General features: G+C 65.3%; 21 protein-coding genes and 1 pseudogene. 13 read left to right on the top strand and 9 right to left on the bottom strand.

All coding sequences use genetic code 11. The features are described 5' to 3' along the window. Positions 1-5: 5 nt before the first annotated feature. From VT84_RS39470 to VT84_RS06265, 3 genes are all read left to right on the top strand, one after another. Positions 6-665 carry a GP88 family protein gene (locus VT84_RS39470; protein WP_082838901.1) on the top strand — a complete coding sequence of 220 codons (660 nt, stop codon included), beginning with the start codon at positions 6-8 and terminating at the stop codon, positions 663-665. Positions 666-857: 192 nt separating this feature from the next. Next, entirely contained in the window at positions 858-1,904 is a 1,047-nt protein-coding gene (locus VT84_RS06270; protein ID WP_157469233.1) for a tetratricopeptide repeat protein, read from the top strand. A 386-nt stretch (positions 1,905-2,290) separates the two neighbouring features. After that, positions 2,291-2,806 (top strand): low affinity iron permease family protein, encoded by a 516-nt coding sequence (locus VT84_RS06265; protein ID WP_082838899.1) that lies wholly within the window; start codon positions 2,291-2,293, stop codon positions 2,804-2,806. 373 nt (positions 2,807-3,179) lie between these two features. Here the strand turns inward: VT84_RS06265 and VT84_RS39465 are convergent, their stop codons facing one another. The 4 genes from VT84_RS39465 to VT84_RS06250 form a co-directional block, all read right to left on the bottom strand. Next, the gene (locus tag VT84_RS39465; protein ID WP_162271612.1) at positions 3,180-3,626 is read right to left on the bottom strand and encodes a type II toxin-antitoxin system VapC family toxin; all 447 of its coding nucleotides are present in this window, start codon (positions 3,624-3,626) and stop codon (positions 3,180-3,182) included. Then, positions 3,620-3,862: a FitA-like ribbon-helix-helix domain-containing protein gene (locus tag VT84_RS39460; protein ID WP_162271611.1), complete on the bottom strand. Its 243-nt coding sequence runs from the start codon at positions 3,860-3,862 to the stop codon at positions 3,620-3,622. The genes VT84_RS39465 and VT84_RS39460 overlap by 7 nt, the downstream gene beginning before the upstream one ends. Before the next feature lie 1,027 nt (positions 3,863-4,889). Beyond that, entirely contained in the window at positions 4,890-5,165 is a 276-nt protein-coding gene (locus tag VT84_RS06255) for a hypothetical protein (RefSeq protein WP_082838897.1), read from the bottom strand. 100 nt (positions 5,166-5,265) lie between these two features. Beyond that, a complete protein-coding gene (locus VT84_RS06250) occupies positions 5,266-5,610 on the bottom strand; it encodes a hypothetical protein (protein WP_082838896.1) in 345 nt (114 codons plus the stop codon). Positions 5,611-6,129: 519 nt separating this feature from the next. Here VT84_RS06250 and VT84_RS06245 point away from each other — a divergent pair. The 5 genes from VT84_RS06245 to VT84_RS06230 all read left to right on the top strand — a co-directional run bounded on the left by VT84_RS06245 (position 6,130) and on the right by VT84_RS06230 (position 9,277). Next, entirely contained in the window at positions 6,130-6,390 is a 261-nt protein-coding gene (locus VT84_RS06245; RefSeq protein ID WP_082838895.1) for a hypothetical protein, read from the top strand. Between the two features lie 60 nt (positions 6,391-6,450). Continuing rightward, entirely contained in the window at positions 6,451-6,735 is a 285-nt protein-coding gene (locus VT84_RS06240) for a hypothetical protein (RefSeq protein ID WP_082838894.1), read from the top strand. A gap of 78 nt (positions 6,736-6,813) precedes the next feature. Continuing rightward, complete coding sequence (locus tag VT84_RS06235) at positions 6,814-7,941, top strand: ISAs1 family transposase (RefSeq protein WP_082838893.1); 1,128 nt, start codon at positions 6,814-6,816, stop codon at positions 7,939-7,941. Further along, on the top strand, positions 7,938-8,087 hold the full coding sequence (locus tag VT84_RS38150; RefSeq protein ID WP_157469231.1) for a hypothetical protein: 150 nt from the start codon (positions 7,938-7,940) through the stop codon (positions 8,085-8,087). The genes VT84_RS06235 and VT84_RS38150 overlap by 4 nt, the downstream gene beginning before the upstream one ends. A 734-nt stretch (positions 8,088-8,821) precedes the next feature. Then, on the top strand, positions 8,822-9,277 hold the full coding sequence (locus VT84_RS06230; RefSeq protein WP_082838892.1) for a hypothetical protein: 456 nt from the start codon (positions 8,822-8,824) through the stop codon (positions 9,275-9,277). On the opposite strand, the gene VT84_RS06225 is transcribed toward VT84_RS06230, so the two are convergent. Both VT84_RS06225 and VT84_RS06220 read right to left on the bottom strand, forming a co-directional pair. After that, entirely contained in the window at positions 9,274-10,425 is a 1,152-nt protein-coding gene (locus VT84_RS06225) for a hypothetical protein (protein WP_082838891.1), read from the bottom strand. The genes VT84_RS06230 and VT84_RS06225 overlap by 4 nt on opposite strands. A 61-nt stretch (positions 10,426-10,486) precedes the next feature. Further along, a pseudogene (locus VT84_RS06220) lies at positions 10,487-11,613 on the bottom strand (ISAs1 family transposase). 619 nt (positions 11,614-12,232) lie between these two features. On the opposite strand from VT84_RS06220, the gene VT84_RS06215 reads away from it, so the two are divergent. The 3 genes from VT84_RS06215 to VT84_RS06205 are packed head-to-tail and all read left to right on the top strand — an operon-like array spanning position 12,233 to position 14,141. After that, positions 12,233-12,931 carry a division plane positioning ATPase MipZ gene (locus tag VT84_RS06215; protein WP_082838890.1) on the top strand — a complete coding sequence of 233 codons (699 nt, stop codon included), beginning with the start codon at positions 12,233-12,235 and terminating at the stop codon, positions 12,929-12,931. After that, a complete protein-coding gene (locus tag VT84_RS06210; protein WP_082838889.1) occupies positions 12,928-13,221 on the top strand; it encodes a hypothetical protein in 294 nt (97 codons plus the stop codon). Before VT84_RS06215 ends, VT84_RS06210 begins: the two co-directional genes overlap by 4 nt. A gap of 5 nt (positions 13,222-13,226) precedes the next feature. Beyond that, positions 13,227-14,141 carry a replication protein RepA gene (locus tag VT84_RS06205; RefSeq protein WP_082838888.1) on the top strand — a complete coding sequence of 305 codons (915 nt, stop codon included), beginning with the start codon at positions 13,227-13,229 and terminating at the stop codon, positions 14,139-14,141. Positions 14,142-14,934: 793 nt separating this feature from the next. Here the strand turns inward: VT84_RS06205 and VT84_RS06200 are convergent. From VT84_RS06200 to VT84_RS06190, 3 genes are read right to left on the bottom strand one after another with little or no spacing between them, the layout of a single operon-like run. Beyond that, positions 14,935-15,150 carry a hypothetical protein gene (locus VT84_RS06200; protein WP_082838887.1) on the bottom strand — a complete coding sequence of 72 codons (216 nt, stop codon included), beginning with the start codon at positions 15,148-15,150 and terminating at the stop codon, positions 14,935-14,937. A 19-nt stretch (positions 15,151-15,169) separates the two neighbouring features. Then, positions 15,170-15,751, bottom strand: coding sequence for a hypothetical protein (locus VT84_RS06195; protein ID WP_082838886.1), 582 nt, complete (start codon positions 15,749-15,751; stop codon positions 15,170-15,172). Between the two features lie 60 nt (positions 15,752-15,811). Next, positions 15,812-16,516 carry a thermonuclease family protein gene (locus tag VT84_RS06190; RefSeq protein ID WP_157469229.1) on the bottom strand — a complete coding sequence of 235 codons (705 nt, stop codon included), beginning with the start codon at positions 16,514-16,516 and terminating at the stop codon, positions 15,812-15,814. Between the two features lie 141 nt (positions 16,517-16,657). Here VT84_RS06190 and VT84_RS06185 point away from each other — a divergent pair, with 141 nt between their 5' ends. Beyond that, positions 16,658-17,368: a hypothetical protein gene (locus tag VT84_RS06185; protein WP_082838884.1), complete on the top strand. Its 711-nt coding sequence runs from the start codon at positions 16,658-16,660 to the stop codon at positions 17,366-17,368. Continuing rightward, a complete protein-coding gene (locus VT84_RS06180; protein WP_082838883.1) occupies positions 17,361-19,439 on the top strand; it encodes a hypothetical protein in 2,079 nt (692 codons plus the stop codon). Before VT84_RS06185 ends, VT84_RS06180 begins: the two co-directional genes overlap by 8 nt. Position 19,440 lies beyond the last annotated feature (1 nt).

Raw genomic sequence — 19,440 nt, 5'->3', positions numbered from 1 at the left:
GGACGATGGCCACGATACGTTCGCTGTTGGCCCTGGGCAACGCCAAGCTCGGGCGCGCGATCCACCACTTCGACTTGGCGGCGGTACACACCTGCCCCGGGCGCTCGAAGGTGTGTGAGGCGGCATGTTACGCCACGCGCGGGCGGTTCCACACGAGTTTGGTGCGGGACCGATTGCGCTGGTGCCTCGCGCAGTCGAAGCGCCCGGACTTCGCGGACCGCATGGTGCGCGAGGTTCGTGGCAAGGGCGCGCTGGTGGTCCGGGTCCACGTGTCCGGGGATTTTTACGACCCCGAATACGCGGGCAAATGGCTCTCGGTGTTCCGCCGGTGCCCGACCGCCACGTTCTACTTCTACACGCGCTCGTGGCGCGTGGCGGAAGTGGTGCCGGTGCTGGAACAGGCCACGGCGCTCGATAACGTCCGCGCGTGGTACTCGGCCGATGTCGAAACGGGGTTGCCTGATCCGCTCCCCGAAAGGGTGCGGGTGGCGTGGCTCCAGACGGACCCGGACGAACCGGTCGCGGGGAACCTGGTGTTCCGGGACGAGCCGGTTCGGGGCACGCGCCCGCGCACGGCCCTGCCGGTGGTGTGCCCGAACGAGACCCCGGCCGGGCACCGGTTCGGGGTCAACTGCGGCAACTGCGGGCACTGCTGGAAGGCGTGACCGCGGCCCCCACACCCAGTTGGGTGTGGGGGCTTTATAACGCAGGGTGGCGCAGATGACGTTGCGGACCCACAGCCGTTTTGGGAAAAGGGGCCGCGCACTGGCGCCGCAACAGCGCGATCTGCTGGTATTCGTCCAGACCAGCCTGGGCCGCTCCTACCATCGATAGTCGGGCCGTGGTTCGGAGAACGCATGATGGGTATCGCGCCGCTGGTTTTGTTCCTCGTTGCGCCGCCCGTGACCGATGAGGTCATGGAGCAGGTTAAGGGCGAGGCGTTCAAGGCCCTGATTACCAACGAGCGCCCAAAAGCCGAGCGCCTGGCAGGGATTGCGGCCGCGTACTATCGCGGCCGCGCGGGGTATGATCGCGCGTATGCCGGTGCGCTCAACACGCTCGCGGTAGCCCAGGCGCGGAACCATAAACATGCCGACGCCGATCGCACGTTCCAAGAATTATGCCGGATGTTCCAGGGAAAATGGGGCGCGGGTCAGATCGCAACCCCAGCTCCGGTGATTAATTACATTTTCTTTCTGACAAACCAGAGCCGGTTCCGTGAAGCCGAACAATGGCTCACCGCGCACCTGACGAATACGGCCCTTTGTTACCCGGATGAGCCGGACTACATGGCGAAAGTGCTCGCGATCTTCGCACAGCTGTACCGGGTGGCTGGACGACTCGAAGACGCCCGCGTGTGCGGACGCCGTGCCGTCGAGTTGTACGGCGATAAGGCGGCTTACGAAACCGGTGTTGCCGAGGCCTCGATTGAGTTGGTTTCGGTGTACTGCGTGCGCGGCGAACTGGAGTTAGCCGAGAAGGCACTGGAGGCCGTGGGCCGGTCGGCGATGTTCCGCTACCGGGTCGAGGAATTGCGAGCCGAGTGCCTCCTCGCCCGGGGGCGCCCCCGGGCGGCGCTCCTGGCACTTGAAGCCAGCCGACAGAGGCTCGAAGGAGAGAAACCGAGCGACGTGTTCGCCGCGGTTTTGCATGAACACGTGGGCACGGCTGCGTTTCAACTCGGCGATACGGTAGCGGGCAAGAAGTTCCTTCTGGGAGCAATTGCCGCGTGCGAGCGCGAGTACGGGCGCGACAGCCAAGCAGTTCTCCGGCTCTGTGAGAAACTGGTGCGGCTGTGCCCGGCCGAACGGGATCACTACGCGGAGCGGATCGCAGCCGTTCGCGACAAACTCAAAGTCAATGAGCCGAAGGGGCTGAAGGCCGTGGGCATCAAGCTGCCCTGAGCATCAACCGATGGGGTTCTGACCCGTTACCGCTGCGAGCACCAGGGGCGGCCTTGGTGCTTTCTTTTTGTCGGAAACGCCTGTTTTCCACCTCCGTACTCCGAACGCCTGAAGGTCGACTCCGAGCAACCTCGGGCTCAAGAGGGGGAGCCAAACATCGTCCCCCTCGGGCGTGTCGCCTCTGTCCGTCGTCGCCGTGCCCCAACTCGGGCGAGGGCACGGCGATGACGGCCGACGGCGACGGAGGGGGACTTTGGGAGCAGATGCCGGTCGCGCAGCGGCCGGCACGAAACGGATGACCGGACCGATGGCTTGCCGCCCGGTGTCGGTGCGGAAATTGCTAGACCACTGCCCGCCATGCCGACCGGGTGAGAAACGAGGGCCAAATGGGCGGCAAAGGGACGTGGCTGGAGCGGGCATCCGGGTGGGCGACGAAGTGGACCGGCAGTTCCCTCGCGTTCGGGCTCGCGGTGGGCACGATCGTCGTGTGGGCCGTGACCGGGCCGATCTTCACGTTCTCGGACACGTGGCAGCTCGTCATCAACACGGGCACCACGATCGTGACGTTCCTGATGGTGTTCCTGATCCAGCGGGCCCAGAACAAGGACTCGCGGGCCGTGCACCTGAAATTGAACGAGATCGTGGCCGCGCTGCCCTGGTCGAGCAACCGGCTCATCAGCGCCGAGGACCTGACCGAGGACGAGGTGCGGGTGCTCACGGAGCACTTCCGCAAACTGGTCGAGCTGGCGAAGCAGGACGAGGACTTTAAGGCGTCGCACTCGATCGAGGAGGCCCAGGTCGAACACGACCGAAAGCAGGCCAGCCGAGGTCCGAGGAGCGGGGTGGGTTCGGGTCCGGACGAACCTCGCGGCCGCGGTGCGCAGGCGGGTTTCCGTTCTTGACGACCGAGTAACCGCCGGTGGCGGCGCGCACGGGCCCGCGGTCCCCACGAACCCGAACCGGGCACCCCTTGCTTCCTTTGCGTTCGCCATCGTCGCGGTGGGTGCAAAGGTGCGAGCGATGACCGAGGTACAACAGCTGACGAGCACCGAACCCGGGCCCGGGTTCGATGCGGTTGCTGGGCGGACCGGGCCGACCAGCGAACACAAGGCGCGCCCGTTCCGCCGGGCGTGGGGCCGGTGCCGGGATGGGACCGCACTCGGTGATGGATCGTTTCACCCGTTCGGCCAACGGGTGCTCAATTGTCTGGAACGCGGCCAACGGGTCGGTCCCACGAGCACAAACGGTGCGATAAGGTGTTCACTCAAGGAGGTCTCACTCGACCAAACGGTTCTCGGTACCGAGTTCGGAGAGCAGATGGATCTCGGGGAACGTGTCGCGCACGGCATCCCGGAACGGTTCGTCGGCGGTCACCAAGGGTACGTTGTGGCGCGCGGCCAGGGTCAGGTACAAGCAGTCGGCCAGCGGGTGCCCGAGGGCCAGGGAGCGGGCCGCCGCGTCCGTCAGGAGGGCCCGGTCCGGGGTCAGGCGCACGTTCCCCAGGCTCAGGAACTCCCACCACGAGTCGAGCGCGCGCTCGGCCGCGGGGCGGTCCAGTTCGCGGTTCCGAACCTTGCGAGTAATCGCCGAGGTGACTTCGAGCGCCACGAGCTCGGGGGCCAGCAAGAGCGGGTACCGAGCGACCAGGCGGGCGGCCGCGGCGGACTGCGACTCTGCTACGAACAGTTTGGTCGCCACGCACGCATCGAGCACGATCACCACCGGGCCTCGCGCTCGGCGCGGATCCCCGGGGCGCTGTCCGACAGCTCCCCGAACTGTGCGAATTGCGCGGCGCGCTCGGTCGCGAGTCGATCGAGTAAACGGCCCTTGCGGGCACTGGCGATCTCGCGGAGCCCGGCCCGGATCTCCTGTTCCATCGTGCGCCGGTTCTGTCGGGCCAGTTCCCGGATCACGGTCAGTACCTCCGGGTCCACGTTCCGCAGTCGCACCTCCGTCATACGCCCCTCGTCCCATTGTTGCCTATAGTTCGACCGTAACACGAATTCGCAAATAGTGTCAACAAATTTAGAACGTGCGGACATATGTCGGTACGCACGGGTTCTAATGGCATTGTGGGGTTGTGAAGTATTCGGAGCGAGGCCGACCAATGGGCACGTCAGTTGACGGGTCGGTACGGTGGCGGGTTGGCATACACCGGACGACTCGGACCTGACAGCACGGTGTGTTCCGTCGTTTCCCTCGGTGCGGTCCGCAAGCCACTTCCGGGACCGTTCCGGAGCCCGGGCCGGGGCAGACGTTTCGCTTGCGGCTGTGATCAATGTGAGTAAATCTGGGTCCTGTTCGAACAACCGGTAGCCGGCCGATGCCGAGTGCCCGAGGTCGAGGGAACTACAGGTCCGCTGGAACGTGGTCCGGTGCCGTGGGTCCGACGCGCGTGTTCCACGTTTCGACCGGAACGGACAAGGATTCCATTGCACATCCCGTCCGCGAACATTGGGCGCGCGGCGGGCGCTCTCGGATGCGTCTGAGGAAGCGTCCCTCCGCTCCACAAAATGGGCAGTGCAGCAGCCCTTCTTGTACCGGTGTGTTGGTCACGCATCCCTCGTTTCGTTGTTGCCGATCTTTCGACCGTAACACGCATTCGGCGACGCTGTCAACGAATTCAGAATGTGCGTGCCGGGGGACCACATTAAAACGGCCCCGGCTCACCAAGGCGCCGGCGACGTCTTCCCGTTCATTTTCTGGTCCGGGTTCCAAGTACCCGAACAACCCCATTCGAACGTGCGCCCGCGCAACTCAAATCGCTCGAAGCTTCGAGCGGAGGCGGACGTGCGTCCGGTGGATTGCTGCGGCAACGATGGTGGGAACCACGCCGGGGTGATTGGCGCGATGACGAACCACAGCGGGGATCAGAGCGGGACCGGGCGCCGCGAATGCGGTGAGGCACCGTTAGCGCCCTTTGCGACCGGCACGAACCGAACGCACCGGCCGGTGAGCCGACCGTTCGTCCCTGAACGAGTCGAGTCACACGGCCGGCTTCGCACCATTCTCGGAACGCGTCCCGGGAAGGCAACGCCCGGCCGGTGGGGTGGGATCCGTCGAGAGGGCTTGTTTGGGTACGAGTGCCCGGAGCGTGGCGCCGTCCCGGCGTAACTCGGCCGCACGGGCCATGACCACCCAGCGCGGCACGCGCGGGCCGACGCGCGCGAGGATCTGCGCCGCCACCTCATCGAGTGACCCGGCCGCGTTCCACAGGGCGATGAACTCCTCTCGCGGCACCTGCCGTACCTTCTCACCCATCCCGACTCCTTCTTGTCCGCACGGAACGATCTACGAGGTACCACTGGCCGAACGGATGCGTGCTCGTCCGTTCGGGCCCCGCAAGGTTTGAATCGGGTTCTCACGTGGCCGAGCCAGTTGAGCCGCGGCGCCCGGCTCGTTTGGCCTTTACGGGCCGCGTTTTCGGCACCTGAGCGCGGGGGACGTACTCGGTTTCGCACTCGCCGTACTCGGCCGCGTGCGCGCCCAGCGGGGTCAGCGCGCACGTGGCCCCGAACGGGTCACCCTCGCCCCCGGTCGCGTACGTCAAGAGCCCGCGCGACACCAGCGCGGTGAGGAACGATCCGTCCTTGGTGCGCCGGGTCGGGGCCAGGCGCAGGGCGCGCCCGGGCACGGGCTTGCGGCTGCGCCCCACGGCCCGCAGCACCTGCCACTCGAAGTGGAGGACCGGGAGGATCAGTTTCATCGGTTCTCCTGATGGGAACGGGTTCGGAACCTGGCAACTGCAGCGTATCCGCCACCGCGACCGGCGCCCAGTCGACGCGCTCGGGCGCCCGGTCCGGATACGCGAACCCGGTCGGTACGAGCGGATCGCGTTGTCCTGACGGCGCGAATCCCGTGCCGCGCACGTCCGTTCGATCAACCGGTTCCGGGACGCGTGCTCCCTCAGCGGCCGTGGGACCTGGTTCGAGCCCGTCTGCCATTCCCGCCGGGGCCGTTTCCGACTCACTCGCGAACGCCGAAGCGGACCCGCGCGGGCGCCGCTCTCGTTACTCCTCTTAACTATGGGCGGCCCGAGCCCTCGGGTCTTGGTGTGGGACGCTGAACCGGGCGCCGGGGGCCGCAAGGACAATGACGGTTCCTCCGCTGCGCGGCCCCGCCGTAATTGTCCGTGCACCCGCGCTGCGCTCCCGGCTCGACCCGGTTCGCCCGCGGTCCCACAAGGCCCGGGGGTCGGGCCTCTCAACCAAGAAGGAGAAACATCATGTCACAACCCGCTCACAAGATCCGCATCGGTGCACTGCAAGCCACGATCTGGCGCAACCCGTCCGAGAAGGGCGACTGGTACTCGGTCAAACTCACCCGCGGGTACAAGACCGACGACGGGTGGCGCGAGTCCGACAGCTTGGGTCACGACGACCTGCTCGCAGGAGCGAAGTTGCTCGACTTGGCCCATACGTGGGCAGTGCACCAACTCGAGGTCGACCGTCAGGGCCGTAAACAGTCCGAACAGGCCACCGAGTAACCCGACCGGGCGGGGTCTCGGGGCCCCGCCCGCCCATCACCCAAAACAGAAAGGAACCGTATGGGACTCGACATGTACTTAACCGGAGAACGATACTTTTACGGCGCACGGACGCGCGGTGACAAGAAGTCCGAGCAGTTCGATCTCGGGCACTGGCGGAAGCACCCGGACTTACACGGGTTCATCGTGCAGGCGTTCGCGGACGGGGTCGACGACAGCCGGGACATCCCGCTGTCGGCCGAGCGCGTGCGGGAGATCATCGGGGCCGTCACGGCCCGCCGACTGCCCCACACGACCGGCTTCTTGTTCGGGGTCAGCGCAGGGCGATTGCGCCATGATGGGTGATTTGGGATGATCGGGAGATGGCAACCTTCGGTGCCGCGGATCACCGGATTGCCGACGTACTCGGGATCTCGTGCCATCATGTCCGACAAGCTCTGCTCTCGGATCCAGGATCACTTCGCCGACCTGACCGACCCGCGCCGTCGCAAGGTCACGTACCCGCTCATCAACATCGTGACCATCGCCGTGTGTGCCGTCATCGCCGGGGCCGATGATTTCGTCGCCATCGCCGCATGGGCGCGCCAGAAGCGGACTTGGCTGGCCCGGTTCCTCGACCTCACCAGCGGGATCCCCTCGCACGACCGGTTCAACGCCCTGTTCCGGGCGATCAACCCCGACGAGTTCGAGCGGTGCCTGTTCTCGTGGATCACCTCGCTGCACGAGATCACCGCCGGGCAACTCGTGGCCATCGACGGCAAGACCTTGCGCCAGAGCTTCGATAAGGCCGATGCCAAGTGCGCGATCCACATGGTGAGCGCCTGGGCCACCGCCAACCACATCACCCTGGGTCAGGTGGTCGTCGATCAGAAGAGCAACGAGATCACGGCCATCCCCAAGCTGCTCGAACTAGTGGATGTGTCCGGCTGCCTGGTGACCATCGACGCAATGGGCTGCCAGGCCGAGCTCGCCAATCGGATCATCGAAGCCAAGGCCGACTACGTGCTGGCGGTCAAAGGGAACCAGCCGACCCTCCACGATGGGATCATGGACTTCTTCGTGGACCAGATGGAGGACGACTTCGCTCGGGTGAAGGTGAGTCGCCATGAGACCAAGGAGCACGGGCACGGTCGTGACGAGCACCGGACGTACTTGGTGTGCGACGTGCCCGCGGGCTTTCCGGATCGGGGCCGTTGGAAGGGGTTGAAGCGGATCGGGGTGGCCATCCGTGATGCCGTGCGTGGCGGTAAGGGGTGCGATGACGTGCGCTACTACATCCTGAGCAAGAAGTTGAGTGCCCGCCGGTTCGGGGCCGCGGTTCGGGGGCACTGGGGGATCGAGAACGGGTGCCATTGGCAACTCGACATGTCGTTCGGCGAGGACCGGAGTCGGATTCGGAAGGGGCGAGCCGATGCCAACTTCGCGGTGGTGCGGCGGATGGCTCTGAGCATGCTGAAGAACGAGAAGAGTCAGAAGGTGGGCGTGAAGGCGAAGCGGCTCACCGCCGCCTGGAGTGATGACTACCTCGAACAAGTGCTATTCGGAACATGACTTATGGTGCAATCGCCCTGGGGGTCAGCGAGAGCACCGACGAGCAGGTCGCGGATGACCTCGAGATCCTTGAGGACGCACTGGAGTGGCTCGACACCGAGGAACCGGACGTGTGGCGCTCGGTCGCGTATCGCGCGAGCTGGTAACGAACCGGGCGGCCCAAGAATAGGCCGCCCACCGCAGGACGCCGCACCCGAACGGCGTACCCGACGCGCCGCCTTTCACCTCTTTCATCGCCTCCGTGCTCGCGGACCAAAGCCTTCAGCGGTGGCCCGTTTGATCAACGCGGGATGCTGTGCCGCGTATCACGCGCGGTACGAATCGCCACGGGCGTTCGAGTCGTCGCGGGCCGAGTTGCCACCGTTGGGACGGTTCGGGGCTCGACCGGCCGGCCGACATGTCGGACCGCCGGCAAGCTGGCCGGCCAGCCGGCTGGCTTGCAAGCTGGCTGGCCGCTTTTGGTCAGCACCCGTCGGCGCCCAAATTGGCGCCGACGAGCCCGCGCACTGCGCGGCCCAGTTCACTCGCGCCCACTCGACGCGCAGTGCCCACGCGGCGGCCCCCAGGCGCGGTGCAGGGCCTGATGGCCGAGCATCGGAATCGGGTCGGCGAGATGGCGTTCCCGAGAGCGCGCGGCGAATCCGGAACCGTGCACGAGGGCGGAGTGGATCGGTACGGTCGGGGCCGGCTCTCGGGTGCCGGACCCACGCCGGGCCGATTGCGGGGAGGCTGAGGCACCGGGCGTGCCCGTCAAGCTGCCAACCGGGTTTCCGCTCCGCGGACCCTCCCGGTTTCGCTGGACGGGTCACTCGGGCCGGCACCTCGGGCGCTCCCCATCGGCCCCGCGGTGGGGCCGGCTCACACCGAAAGGAACCCGACTATGACCGACGACCCGCTCGACACCCCCTGGACCCTGCTCTTCGACCGCGACGGCACCGAGGACCGGGGCTTCATCTGTGACGCCAACGGGCACGTGCTCGTGACCAGCCGCCCGTTCTGGCTCCCGGAAGGCGACGACCCGGTGCCCGCGACGCTCGCGTCGCTCTGGGCCATGACGGCCGCACCCCAACTGGTCGGGGTCCTCCGCGAGGGCCTGGATCTGCTCGCGGAGGCGCACCGGCTGAGCTCGACGTGCAGTTTCTCGGACCTGACGACGCGGTTGGGCTCGCACCTCGGGCGGGTGCGCGCGGCGCTCGTCGAAGCGGACCGCGGCCCGGCGGACCCGAGCGCGGCGGCCCCGATCGTCATCGAGGTGGGGGACGGGGCGGTACGCGAGGTGCGCAACGTCCCGCCCGGGACCCGGTACGTGATCATGTACGACGACGACCGGCTCTAGCCGGTCGTCCCGCGGGCGGCCACGTTTGGGTCGCCCGCGGGACGTAGTAAAGGCCGGGTCGCGATCCGGCGGATCGTGCGAGCCAGGGTGAGCCCGGCGGGCAGCCCGCGCCGGCCCCGCTCCAGGGCCTTGGCCACCGCGTGCCACGTCTCCCCCGCGGTCCCCGGAATCGCGCCCGAGCCCCGCGTCGGCCATGCGCCGGTGCGCGCGTGGTGGTCCCGGGCCCAGCCCCGGATCCGGGTGAGCGTCAGGCGCGGGAGCGCGGCCGGGTTCCGCTTGCCCCGGTGCCGGGCCAGGAACCGGGCCAGTGAATCGCCCCCGGGGAGCCCCCGGAGCCCGGCCCGCAGGGCCGCTTCGACCGCCGCCCACGTCTCCCCCGGCGCGCCGTCGATGGCCCCGCCGGCCCCGACCGGCCACGCGCCCGTGCGCCGGTAGTGCGCGTCGGCCCAGGCGAGGAGGTGTTCGGGCGCGAGCGCGGGCGGGGCCGCGGGATTGCGCACGCCCCGGTGCTTGGCCAATAGTCGGGCCAGGGACCCGCCCCGAGGGAGCCCGCGGTGCCCCATCAACAGGGCCGCGTCCACCGCGTGCCACGACTCGCCCGGGGCGCCCGCGACCGGGCCGCTCCCGATCGCCGGCCACGCGCCCGTGCGCCGGTAGTGCGCGTCGGCCCACCTCAGGATCTGTTGCGCCGTCAGCGCGGGCAGGTCCAGATGGTTACGTGCCCCGCGCCGGGCGGTGAGCAGTCGGGCCAGTGAGGACCCGCCCCGGAGCCCCCGGCTCCCGGCCCGCAGTGCGGTCTCGACCGCGAGCCACGTCTCCCCGTTGGTGTCCGGGACCGGACCGGAGTCGTGCCCGGGCCAGTCCCCGGTGCGCGCGTGGTGCGCGTCGGCCCAGGCCAGGATCTGGGCGAGCGTCAGGCGCGGCGGGTACGTCCTGTGGCGTGCGCCCCGGCGGTCCCGCAGGAGCGCGGCCAGGGAGTGCCCCCCGGACAGGCCCCGGTACCCGCGGGCCAGGGCCAGGTTCAGGGCGCACCAGGTGAGGTCGGCCCCCGGGACCGGGCCGTCGCTGATTCGGGGCCAGCGCCCGCGCCGGTCCCGGAACGCGTCGCACCAGGCCAGGACCGCGTCGATCGTGAGTTGCGACTTCATCGGCAGCGTATCGGGTTTCGGGAGTGCCCTCCGGGAACCCGCAGGGCGATTGCACCATAAGTCATGTTCCGAATAGCACTTGTTCGAGGTAGTCATCACTCCAGGCGGCGGTGAGCCGCTTCGCCTTCACGCCCACCTTCTGACTCTTCTCGTTCTTCAGCATGCTCAGAGCCATCCGCCGCACCACCGCGAAGTTGGCATCGGCTCGCCCCTTCCGAATCCGACTCCGGTCCTCGCCGAACGACATGTCGAGTTGCCAATGGCACCCGTTCTCGATCCCCCAGTGCCCCGAACCGCGGCCCCGAACCGGCGGGCACTCAACTTCTTGCTCAGGATGTAGTAGCGCACGTCATCGCACCCCTTACCGCCACGCACGGCATCACGGATGGCCACCCCGATCCGCTTCAACCCCTTCCAACGGCCCCGATCCGGAAAGCCCGCGGGCACGTCGCACACCAAGTACGTCCGGTGCTCGTCACGACCGTGCCCGTGCTCCTTGGTCTCATGGCGACTCACCTTCACCCGAGCGAAGTCGTCCTCCATCTGGTCCACGAAGAAGTCCATGATCCCATCGTGGAGGGTCGGCTGGTTCCCTTTGACCGCCAGCACGTAGTCGGCCTTGGCTTCGATGATCCGATTGGCGAGCTCGGCCTGGCAGCCCATTGCGTCGATGGTCACCAGGCAGCCGGACACATCCACTAGTTCGAGCAGCTTGGGGATGGCCGTGATCTCGTTGCTCTTCTGATCGACGACCACCTGACCCAGGGTGATGTGGTTGGCGGTGGCCCAGGCGCTCACCATGTGGATCGCGCACTTGGCATCGGCCTTATCGAAGCTCTGGCGCAAGGTCTTGCCGTCGATGGCCACGAGTTGCCCGGCGGTGATCTCGTGCAGCGAGGTGATCCACGAGAACAGGCACCGCTCGAACTCGTCGGGGTTGATCGCCCGGAACAGGGCGTTGAACCGGTCGTGCGAGGGGATCCCGCTGGTGAGGTCGAGGAACCGGGCCAGCCAAGTCCGCTTCTGGCGCGCCCATGCGGCGATGGCGACGAAATCATCGGCCCCGGCGATGACGGCACACACGGCGATGGTCACGATGTTGATGAGCGGGTACGTGACCTTGCGACGGCGCGGGTCGGTCAGGTCGGCGAAGTGATCCTGGATCCGAGAGCAGAGCTTGTCGGACATGATGGCACGAGATCCCGAGTACGTCGGCAATCCGGTGATCCGCGGCACCGAAGGTTGCCATCTCCCGATCATCCCAAATCACCCATCATGGCGCAATCGCCCTGCGGGAACCCGGTCAGTATCGCCCTTTCTGATCGTGTCCGCAAGCGGTCCGCCGGTACCAGAATTAATGAGTTAGCCGTCTGAATGACTCTCGAGTTCGCACGACCCAAAGTTGTTCCGACCAGCAGGCATCTTCCCGATGCACCGCATCGGCCGACTTGCACCGTGAAAGACGCCTGACCGGGCGGCATTCCGGCTGGGCGACGGGCCGGAATGCCGCCCAGCGTGCCGACATACCGGCTTGCGGACGTGCTGGCTTGTCGGCGCGACTTCAGAACTGCCGTACAACTGGCCGACTCAACGGAAGGCTGGCCGGCCATCACGCCTGTGTGCTGTCCGAACGGCCGAGAAGTCGGCTAACTGGACTGCGAGTTGGCAGTCTGCTCGGTTGGCCAGCCGGCTTGCATGCCGGCCAGCCAGCTTGCCGGCATGCAAGCCGTACCGGTGGTACGACGGCTTGCCGGCGGGACGCACATATTGCTTGCCAACCGTTTCAAGTGGCGCTACGGTCCGGGGCATGATTATTGTCCTCGCGAACTCCAAGGGCGGGGTCGGCAAGACGTCGATCTCGGTGCACCTGGCGGCCTGGCTGGCCGAACAGGGGCACTCGGTCGTGCTCGCCGACTGCGACGCCCAGGAGTCCTCGAGCGAGTGGGCCGCCGAGGCCGCGCCCGGGATCCGCACCGTCCGGCTCGCGGACCCGACCGCGATCCTCGACGCCATGCCCCAACTGGCCCAGGAGGCCGACTTCGTGGTCGCCGACGGACCCGGGAGCAACACCGAGACGAGCCGCGCGCTGCTGCTCCGGGCCGACCTCGCGCTGGTCCCGTGCAAGGCCTCGATGCTCGAGGTCCGGGCCCTCGCGCAAGCCACGACCGTGCTGCGCCAGTCCCAGGACATCCGCCAGGGCAAGCCGGACGCGGTGATCGTGCTCTCGATGGTGGGCAAGCGGTACCGGCTCACCCAGGACATGAAGGACGCCGCAACCGCCCTCGACCTCCCGCTGGCCCGGACGGCGCTCACGCTCAAGCAGATCTACGCGGACGCGCCGGGCCAGGGCACCGTGGTGTGGCGCATGGGCACCCGGGGGCGCGAAGCCGCTGCCGAGATGGAGGCCCTGTTCCGCGAGGTGCTGCCCCATGCGGTGGCCCAGAAGAAGCGCCGAAATAAATCAACCGATGTGACGCAACACGAAGCGAAGAGGAGGTGGGGATGAGCGAGCGCCGTCCGCTGATCGAAGGATTAAAGTCGAACCCGGCAAACGACCCGGTGGTTGAGAAGCAGTTCGTGTTCGGGGGACGCACGGAACCAGTCCCGCCGGTAGAACGCGCGGTGGCGGCGCCGGTGCGGGCCCCGCTCACGACCCGGATCCGGGCCGACTACGTGGCCGCACTCAAGCGTGCCAGCCTGACCCGGCAACTCGACGGTCAGATCCCGAGTTCCCTCCAGGAGATTCTGGAAGAGGCGTTGGAACCGTGGCTCACGGCCCACGGGTACGTCCCGTAGCGGTCATGGGCGCGCTCACCGACGGCCTGCATCTGACCCGGACCCAGCGCAAGCGCCTGGACGCCGCGGGCGCGATCATGACCGCGCGCCCCGAGCGCATCGACTTCCTGCACACGGTCCAGTGCCAGTGCGGGATCCCGTACGGGAACCCGGGCGACGAGGTACGCGAATGGGAGCGCAAGCAGGGCCTGGCGACGCTCCGGATCGAGGCCGGGTCGGCGTACGATCCGGCGACCGGGGACTTCGTCCGGCTGGGACTCCCGTACGGGGAGAAGCCCCGGCTCGTGCTCATCCACCTGGCCACCGAGGCGATCCGCACGGGCTCACCCGTGGTGGACGTCGAGGACTCGATGACCGCGTTTGCGCGGGCGCTCGGGATTGCGGTCAACGGCCCGCACCTGCGTCACTTGAAGGACCAGCTCTCGCGCCTGGCCGCGGCGACCGTGCGCATGGGCATGGTCGAGGGCGGCCGGGCCGTGCAGTTCAACACCCAGATCGTCAGCGCGTTCGACTTGTGGTACCCGACCGAGCCGGGCCAGCGCATGCTCTGGCCCTCGACCGTGCGCCTCAGCGCCGAGTACTTCGCCAGTTTGGAGCGGCACGCGGTCCCGCTGGACCGCCGGGCCGTGGGCGCGCTGTCCGGTTCGGCCCTGGCCCTGGACGTGTACACGTGGCTGGCGCAGCGCCTGCACCGGGTGCCGACGGGCAAGCCCCAATTCATTCCCTGGACCGGAGTGTATGACCAATTCGGTCAGGGGTACGCGCGGATCCGGGACTTCCGGCGCCGGTTCCTCGAGACGCTCCGGCAGGTCCAGGCCGTGTACCCGCAGGCGCGACTTACGGCAGATGAAAAGGGCGTGACCCTTGAGCACAGCCCGCCGCCAGTTACTGCAAAGCCGGACCGGCTTCAGATCGGTTGAGCTTCCGAACGAGATGGCTCAAAATCGCACAGAAATAGGCCTGTGAAGCGTGAAGGTGTGTGGAGGTGGGTTGATAGCCAGTGCTTCGGCTTAGCGCTTGGGTGGGTGTTTTCTGCGAGAACGTGGTGGGGTTGCCTCCGGTCCTTCGTCTCCGTCACCTGCAAGCCAATTCGGACTCAAGCTGCCCCGGATGCAGCCGTTATCCCCGTAATCCACCGAAACGGTCGACCAACTATCGGTAGAAGTATAGGTGTATATAGGTTTGTGCGACCAAGTGTACGTTATAGCCCCGCAGAAACTGGCGAGGTGGCGCGACCAAGTGTACGTAACACGCGCGACCAAATGTGCGGGGATAACTTTACGGCGCGACCAAGTGTACGTGGATGACCCTCATACCGCGATTGATCACAAAACAGCGTGCCGAAGCTCGGAGAGGAGCACTGTGGACCGGTTCTACCATTTCGTTACCCGGTTCTACTCCGCAGTTTTGCAAATTTTAGAGTGCCGGATCGACAGGTCGATACTCGCTGCCGTCCTGCCTCGCTAAAAATGCCTTATTTTCTCGGGGATTTTGATCGCGTCACAGGCTTCCGACGCTTGCCGTGACTTCACACAGATTAGCGCCTTTTACCTTGGATTACAATGCCTTCGGTACCCATTCTGTACCGATTCCGTACCAGCCAAAACGCGCACCTGAGACCTTTCCCGGTGCTTTCCTCGTACCCGCAAGGCCTTCGGAGGCACATCAAACGCGAAAGCCCCGGCATCTGCCGGGGCTCCGGAGTCGTTCTGGTCACTCGGCTGCAGCAACGGTTTCGAGCTGATCCTCCCGCACCTCGACATAGTCGGGGGTCGGTTTCTTCCGCAGGCGGACCCGGTAGACCTGCATGCCCTTGGGACCGAGGGGGCCGCGCAGTTCGACGATTCGCCCCGTCACGCCGTTCGCGTGCAGGATCTTCACCCGTTCGCCGACCTTGTGTAGGGTCACGATTTTCTTGCTCTCAGCCATCGCATCCCTCCCGGCAGGCTCACCAGGGGTGTGCCCCGGTCAGCGTGTGTAATTGATTGTACATGATGCCGTCAAGCGCTGTCGCCAGCGCGTTGCAAGAATTCCGCCAGCCGACCACGGTCGCAACCGTAAATGGCAGCCCAACCGTCGGTCTTGAGACGTTTTGGTGGGCGGCGTAGTTCCGCCACTCGTTCATGTAATGAATCAGCCTGACGTGTGCCTTGTTCGCTGGGTTGGCTGGAGGATCTGTTGCGATGCCCAGTGCTGCCTTGAGATTGAACCCGAACCGCTCGAAATCGGCTTGGAGGCTGTCGAAGTTCGGGTTTCCCTTGTCGAGCTTTCGCGACGCGACGCCCTGCCGTTGAATAGCGAACTGCATTGTCGCTGGGGTTGCAGCGGCAAGAAACTGAACGCATTCGGTGTGCAGGTCGCGGCAGAAGCCCTGAAAATGAGCGCTCAGCAGGAGCACGTGCGCGCGCATGTTCTCATCGGCCAGGTTAGGGAGCGGTACGATGGCGTTCGTTGCCACGCACTGATTTTCGACCTCAATGAGGTTGGGAATCCTGGTGTTCTGCCAATTGAGAAGCGCTTGGGATGGCATCCCTTTTCCTCTGCAAGCTCAAGAGCGGATGGCATCACGGCCGAGCGGAACTGATCAAGCTCACTTCGGCGGATTGCAAACGCTGCACGGCTCGTATTTCTTCGCCTTCGCGTCAGCGAGCGAGCAGAGAATCTTCGATTTTGCGAGGAATTTGCAGCCGTCGGCGTGGTACTTCGCGCCGCTGCTGGTGACGTACACCTCACTCTTGACGTCCTTCGGCTCCACCTTATCGGCCTTCGTGTCCTTGCCGTCGATCGGGTCGGCACTTCCCCACAATCCGCGCCCGGCCTCGCGCGCTGACTTCTCGTGGGCACGGAACTGCTTCATCAGATCGTCGTCAAACGGAAAGCGGGTGTATGCAAAACCGTAGCCCTGACGGATGATCTCCGCGTTCACGAACAGCACGTCCGGCGCGCGGTAGACGAACGCCAGCGCTCGCCCGTACTTGTCCGGCTTCGCGTCGAGTTCGAGGTAGACCGATTCGCCCTTCAACAGGTTGGAGGTGAACCGCGACGCTTCCTTACCGTACTGCTCAACGGGCTTCGAGGGGTGAACGGTTTCGGGCGTGTCCACGCCGATGAGCCGTACCTTTACGGGTTTGCCGTCCTTCTCAACCTCGATGGTGTCGCCGTCGATCGTGCGCAGCACCTTGTACGCAGTCGTGCTCTTGAGGTCTTTCTTCTTCTCGTCCGCGTGCGCAAAAAACGTGGCAACGAGGAGAACGGGTATGAACAGAAGTGTGGTACGGACGTGATTCGGGCGCATCAGAATCCCTCGATTCATCCGAGCTTACCCGTCTTGCCGTACGAGAGCAACGAATGTTGAGGGTGAGGGCCGGGAAAGCGGGTGATTGCGGGTCAGACATCGTTTAGAATCCACTATTCTGCGATTGTCCGAGGTCCGTGAATGATCGCCCCACAGTTCATCCATGGAGTTCGACCGGAAGGGTTCCTCGAGGTCGATGCGGCTCGCCTGCTCCTCATTCTCCATCGGTTCGCGCGACCGGCGGAGGAGCAGACGTTTCCGGCCCGGTACGCGCCTGCGCAACCATTCGTCGCGCACTTCGCGTCCGAGTACTACCTTCAGAAGCTCGACTTCCTGCTGCGATACCCCGCCTACTTCATCCACGAACTAACGGAACTGTACCAAGAGAACGCTGCCGATCGCGATATCGTCATCGCGACCATCCGCCAGATCCACCGCGATCGTGAGCCGGAGCTGCAGACGATCCCGTTCCGGAAGTTCTGGCGCGGGGCGTACGAGCGGCGGGACGACGTGGAAGCGTGGTGGTGGTCACGAGGTCTCGTGTACATCCGGTTCGAGTTGCGCGGTTCGGCTCGCCCGTGGAAGCACTATTTCCTGACGCAAGCCGGAGTGGACGTGGCCGAGCGGCTCGTTAGGAACCTGTCGCACGCCCAATGGTACGCCGACCGAATCGGCCAGATCCATCACTACATGGGCCACTTGAGCGCGTCCGACATCAAAGACCGGCAGTACCGTCATGCTCGGTACAAGGACGCGAACCTGAACGAGTACATACCCGACCTTACCGCGCAAGAAATCGCGGACAATTTCTTTTACGTATTCGGCGAGCAGCTTGAGGTGTCGGATGGCTAAAGGCCCCAAGAAGAAAGCGGAAGAGCCGGCGGCTTCACCCCTGACCATAGACGGCGTGACAGACGCGGCGCTTGAGCGTTTCCAGACCAAGGTGCGGGAGAGAATTCCGCGCGATGAGGTGCGCGCGATCGTCGCGAAGCTCGATCTCGCCAAGATGCGGTCAACTCGAAAGGTTCCGCGCCTGCTCGTCCGGCGGTTGAAGTTTGTCGGAACCAAGGTACTGAAGGACGTCACGTCGCCAATCGATTACGACCAGGAGTTTCAGAGTGGGGTCAACGCACTCGTGATCGAGGATAACTTGGTCGGGAAATCCTCGGTGTTGAAGACGATCAAGTTCGCGCTGACCGGCAGCTACGACGAATACGACCAAGAGGTCCGTAAGTGGATCACGGACATCTGGCTCCAGTTCAGCCTCGATGACAGGCGCTACACCGTCCTGCTCGGCTGGCGCAAGGAGGAACTCCGTTGCGTGTTGGTGCCGGAAGATCACACCTGCCTGATGGAAGACGTTCCGAAGGCCGTAATCCGAAAGGGGTTTCAGCAGAGCGGAGACGAGGAGGTGCAGGCGGCGCTTGGCGCGTTCTTCGTAAATGAGTTTGAGTTGGCGGCGCTCGGCTGGAATCGGGCTCACCCGACGAAGGGCAAGGACAGCATCGATATACCGGCGACGTGGCCCGCTTACTTCCAAGCCCTGCGTATCCTCGACGACAATCACACCTACTTACTTTGCAAGCCGGAGTACGCCAATCAGGACCGAATCCTGTTCTCGGCGTTCCTCGGTTTGCACCTCAGCGAACCACTGAATCAACTCAGCATGGAAGCGGCAGCAATTCGGAAGCGTCAGGAGGCGACCGCAACCGAGGCGGGAGAATCGGCGGAGAAGCGGGCGAAACTGGTCGAGCGACGGGAAAAGCTCAGGAAGGATCTGGCCGCTCTCGATGCGGATCAGGCGAAGCGGCTGGAAGTGATTAAGGGCGGGGATCTGACGGCAAAACACACTGAGGCTCAGGGGAAGTTGATCGAGGCCAACACGGAGGTGACCGAGATCGAGGAGCAGCAACAGACACTCAACACTCAGATGAAGCAGCACAACGCGACGGCGCGGCTGCTCCGCGAGCAAATAGATCTCAGCCGGGAGTTGACGGGGCTCGACGTCAGCATTTGCCCGAGTTGCGCGCGGGGGATCGATCCCGAGGCGCTGGAGCGCGAAAAAACGGTCCATCAGTGCCGGCTTTGCGTTCGGCCCGTACCCACGGTCGGTGCCGATGACGCGGCACAACTTGAAGCCGCCGCAAAGGATCGTGAACGACTCGCCGCCGAGATTAAGGAAAGACTGCCCAGCGTGGCGCGCGATCTGGCAGAGGCGAGAAAGAAGGCCGCGGAGCAGCGGGCGGTCGTCGAGGCGCTACGGGCCTCCATTACTGACGGCATGACCAAGGGCTTCCCGACCCCCGAGGAGAACGAGCGCCGCGGAAAGATGCACGAAGAGATCGGTGAGATTAACCATGAGGTCACCGCCCTGGACCGCGTTACGGGTGGAGGGACCGCAGAAGACCACGAGCGAAAGCTCAAGATCATCGAAAAGGTACAACTCGTTCTGAAGGAAGAGGCCGAGGAGCGGAACAAGGAGATCGAGGCGAAGCTCAACGAACTTGCGACGGAAGTCATCAAAGCGCTCGGAGCCGACCAGATCACGGGCATCAAGTGCTACGCGAGCGGGCTGGTGAAGCTAACGAAGAACGACGAACTCGTTTCGTTCTCCAACATCAAGAACCCCGGCGAGCGTTATCGGGCGAAACTGGCGCTGTTCCTGGCAATGATGCGTCTCGGATGTGAAGCCGGAGTCGGGCGGCACCCGGGCTTCCTCATGCTCGACCAACTCGGAACCGCGGAACTTGTGCCGGAAGCGCTGAAAGCCTCGGCCGTGGCGCTGAAGCAAATCGAGGACAAGTATGCCGAGCACGTCCAGATCATCTGCTTCACTGCGAAGCCCGAGTTCCGCAAAGCGACCATAACCACGAAGGTCTATGGGCACCGAGCCGTGACGAGCGGAAAGAAGTGCGCGTTCTAGC

This window comes from Gemmata sp. SH-PL17 (assembly GCF_001610855.1).
Taxonomy (GTDB): Bacteria; Planctomycetota; Planctomycetia; order Gemmatales; family Gemmataceae; genus Gemmata; species Gemmata massiliana.
This window is presented reverse-complemented; position numbering and strand designations above follow the sequence as displayed.

What these genes read in the sequence shown, in the direction of transcription:
- VT84_RS39470 (WP_082838901.1), top strand. Translation starts at nt 6, where the DNA reads ATGGCCACGATACGTTCGCTGTTGGCCCTGGGCAACGCCAAGCTCGGG.
- VT84_RS06250 (WP_082838896.1), bottom strand. Translation starts at nt 5,610, where the DNA reads ATGAAACTGATCCTCCCGGTCCTCCACTTCGAGTGGCAGGTGCTGCGG.
- VT84_RS06240 (WP_082838894.1), top strand. Translation starts at nt 6,451, where the DNA reads ATGGGACTCGACATGTACTTAACCGGAGAACGATACTTTTACGGCGCA.
- VT84_RS39460 (WP_162271611.1), bottom strand. Translation starts at nt 3,862, where the DNA reads ATGACGGAGGTGCGACTGCGGAACGTGGACCCGGAGGTACTGACCGTG.
- VT84_RS06230 (WP_082838892.1), top strand. Translation starts at nt 8,822, where the DNA reads ATGACCGACGACCCGCTCGACACCCCCTGGACCCTGCTCTTCGACCGC.
- VT84_RS06245 (WP_082838895.1), top strand. Translation starts at nt 6,130, where the DNA reads ATGTCACAACCCGCTCACAAGATCCGCATCGGTGCACTGCAAGCCACG.
- VT84_RS06235 (WP_082838893.1), top strand. Translation starts at nt 6,814, where the DNA reads ATGTCCGACAAGCTCTGCTCTCGGATCCAGGATCACTTCGCCGACCTG.
- VT84_RS06190 (WP_157469229.1), bottom strand. Translation starts at nt 16,516, where the DNA reads ATGCGCCCGAATCACGTCCGTACCACACTTCTGTTCATACCCGTTCTC.
- VT84_RS06270 (WP_157469233.1), top strand. Translation starts at nt 858, where the DNA reads ATGATGGGTATCGCGCCGCTGGTTTTGTTCCTCGTTGCGCCGCCCGTG.
- VT84_RS06200 (WP_082838887.1), bottom strand. Translation starts at nt 15,150, where the DNA reads ATGGCTGAGAGCAAGAAAATCGTGACCCTACACAAGGTCGGCGAACGG.
- VT84_RS06225 (WP_082838891.1), bottom strand. Translation starts at nt 10,425, where the DNA reads ATGAAGTCGCAACTCACGATCGACGCGGTCCTGGCCTGGTGCGACGCG.
- VT84_RS06185 (WP_082838884.1), top strand. Translation starts at nt 16,658, where the DNA reads ATGATCGCCCCACAGTTCATCCATGGAGTTCGACCGGAAGGGTTCCTC.
- VT84_RS38150 (WP_157469231.1), top strand. Translation starts at nt 7,938, where the DNA reads ATGACTTATGGTGCAATCGCCCTGGGGGTCAGCGAGAGCACCGACGAG.
- VT84_RS06180 (WP_082838883.1), top strand. Translation starts at nt 17,361, where the DNA reads ATGGCTAAAGGCCCCAAGAAGAAAGCGGAAGAGCCGGCGGCTTCACCC.
- VT84_RS06265 (WP_082838899.1), top strand. Translation starts at nt 2,291, where the DNA reads ATGGGCGGCAAAGGGACGTGGCTGGAGCGGGCATCCGGGTGGGCGACG.
- VT84_RS06195 (WP_082838886.1), bottom strand. Translation starts at nt 15,751, where the DNA reads ATGCCATCCCAAGCGCTTCTCAATTGGCAGAACACCAGGATTCCCAAC.
- VT84_RS06210 (WP_082838889.1), top strand. Translation starts at nt 12,928, where the DNA reads ATGAGCGAGCGCCGTCCGCTGATCGAAGGATTAAAGTCGAACCCGGCA.
- VT84_RS06255 (WP_082838897.1), bottom strand. Translation starts at nt 5,165, where the DNA reads ATGGGTGAGAAGGTACGGCAGGTGCCGCGAGAGGAGTTCATCGCCCTG.
- VT84_RS06205 (WP_082838888.1), top strand. Translation starts at nt 13,227, where the DNA reads ATGGGCGCGCTCACCGACGGCCTGCATCTGACCCGGACCCAGCGCAAG.
- VT84_RS06215 (WP_082838890.1), top strand. Translation starts at nt 12,233, where the DNA reads ATGATTATTGTCCTCGCGAACTCCAAGGGCGGGGTCGGCAAGACGTCG.